We start from the raw sequence: 2,698 nt of genomic DNA on the forward strand, positions 1-2,698 counted from the left end.
GAAGGTATCTATATCCAAAATATCGTCTACTTACTTATTATCCTCAGTAAGTGGTCTGGTCAACTTAGCTTTTACAAGCTCGCTCCTTTAGGGGCGACGTAATTGACTCTCTTGTTCGGCGCTATCATTGATGTGATGTTTTTTGTGTAACTGCTCAACTTGCCGTTTTTCTGATTCCATTTTTGCTTCGGCTTTAGCGGATCGTCGGGTGGCTTTATCGAGTTGCCGGCGGAGCTTGGTCAACTTGTTATAGACATTGATCCACTCTTCTTCACTGCCATGCTGACGCATTTCTGATAGTGCTTTCAAATTATCTTTGAGGGACAGATTGATTGTCTGTACCTCCTCTTCGGCCTGCTTTGCAAGCTCCTGTGCCGCGTTCAATTTATCCTCGGCTTCAGCCAGTACGCCGGCAATACCTTGCTCCGGCTCCGCATCAAGATCAATCTGCTGTGCCGCGATCACCAGTGCAACTAACGGCAGCACCGGCAGTAACTTGTCGACAGAGAGCCCCGAACAGTCGACAAGTTGATCCGCCTTAAGGGTCAGTGGTAAGAATATCAAGCTGGCATCCGCTGAATATTTTTGGATCGTAGAGCTGCTAAAATCCTCCACAATCATCGCGTCGGCATTGATTCTAATATCTTCCAGTTCTTGCTGTAACGCTGCCAGTGTGCCCTCATGATCACCATTCTGAACCGAGCTCAGCACGCGCAACTCAGATTCCACCCAAAAACTCGAGCGCGTCATGAGATGCGCCAGTAGCAACATCAGCGAACCACTGTTTCCCGGGAGATACCAGATATCAATCCGGCGCTGATCGGGTGCTTGTTTCGCCAGCTTTTGCCATTCGAGCTCCTTGGCATCCAGAATAACGAGATTATAACCAAGTCGCAGTGCGGTATGCAGATTTTTACCAAAGCTTTTCAGCTGTGGAGTAAAAAAATGTTGCGTGTAGCTATCCAGATAATTAAGCAGGATAGTGTTGGCCTTTAAGGGGCCAATGCCAAAGGATTGCAGTAATAAGGTGCTGCCTATCTCAAGTGACGGAGCACTGATCACCATCGGGAAAGCTTGTACGCCACTGGCGGCTATATCCTCATAGAGCTCATTTTCGGCCAGTTTTTTTTGTGATGGGCTGTTTTCCAGAATGTGCACCAGTGTGGTCAGGCCAGTGCCTGCTTCGAGCCAGGAAGAAAATTTCAGCAGTCGTTCGCGCCTTGTTCTACTGCTGGAAAAAGCGAGAATTTGCGGCCGCCAGTCGCGCGGATGTTCCAGCTCAAGTGAAATCTGCAGAAGATGCTCCCGCACCTGCTGCAGATGGTAGGATCGGCGTCCGTCCGCCCAGCGGCTTTGCTTGGCGGTGCGCTGCAGATACTGATAAATGGCGAACAGCAAAGTAACTGCCAGTGCAGCCGATTCCCAGTTAATGGCTAACATGGCCAGTAAACAAACGGCCGCGCCAGTGAGGCTCGCATATTGATGAAACCATTTGAAACGTGGACGGAATGAGGGACTGGCAGAGCTGGCTTCAAAGTAGGTGGCGTAATTGAGCAGCCCATAGGAAATTAGAAAAAACATTGCCACAACACTTGCGATCAGGTTGAGATCACCCAGGCCGATTGTCAATAGCGCGATAGCACCGGCCAGTAGCACGGCCCGTTGCGGATTGTTGGACGAGCCTACGCCCGTGGCAAAAGGCGTTAACAGCGGGAAAACCTTATCGGATGCCAAGGATTGTAAAATCCGTGGTGCACCGAGAAAAGAAGCCATCGCAGAAGAAAGGGTGGCGGCAAATACCCCGGCGAGAATCAATACAGGCAGCCAGGCAATCCGGTTCATGGCTGAGTAATCACTGACCAATAACTGCTGGGGCAGGCTGCCTGCAAAAAAGAGGGCGGCGGTTAAATAAACGAGCAGTGAGATGCCTACTGCCATAAAAGTGCCTAAGGGTAAACTGTTACTCGGATCGCGCAGATCCCCCGACATGCTTACGCCCTGAGTAAAACCGGTAACAGCGGGGAAAAATACCGCGAACAGTACCCAGAAGGAGGGGGCCTGCGGTGCCGATTGCAAGTTACCCTGCAGTACAGCGACATCCCAATGTAATAAAGCGCCGATAAAAAAGGAGATCAGTGCCAGGCAGATAACAGCCATAACAACATACTGAAAACGGGTTGACCAATCGGCACCATGCCAAGCGAAAAAGAATAATCCGACCATCGCCACAAGCGCAATGATCTGCGCCATACCATTACTCATCGTGAACAGTCCGGCAACCACCTCGCCAAAGCCGATGCAGTAAAAGCCGATTGACACTGACTGTGCCATAAACAGCACTAGCCCCAGGGCACCACCAAACTCAAACCCGAGTGTTCTGGATATAAGGTAATAGTCGCCGCCGCCTCGGACTTTCAAATTGGTGGCGATGGCCGACAGAGAAATACTGGTCAATATGGAGATAGTGTAGGCAATAAAAATTATTAGCAGCGTCTGCCACAAGCCTCCCGTACCGACCAAATAACCAAGGCGCAGGAAGAGGATCAGTCCGAGTATCGTTAAAATACTTGGCGTAAAGACACCGGCGAAGGTGCCCAGCTTGTGTTGTTCAGTCTTAGACGAGTTAACGGAGGGCTTGTGCATCAATCCTTTCCTTACGATTAATATTGTCTTCTCGATCACAGCTGTTTGTGGACTT

General features: G+C 50.1%; 1 protein-coding gene. It reads right to left on the reverse strand.

The features are described from left to right. Positions 1-87: 87 nt before the first annotated feature. A partial coding sequence (locus CXF72_RS00280) for an amino acid permease (RefSeq protein ID WP_232784829.1) occupies positions 88-2,698 on the reverse strand: 2,611 nt, incomplete at its 5' end.

Source organism: Psychromonas sp. MB-3u-54, assembly GCF_002836415.1.
GTDB lineage: Bacteria > Pseudomonadota > Gammaproteobacteria > Enterobacterales > Psychromonadaceae > Psychromonas.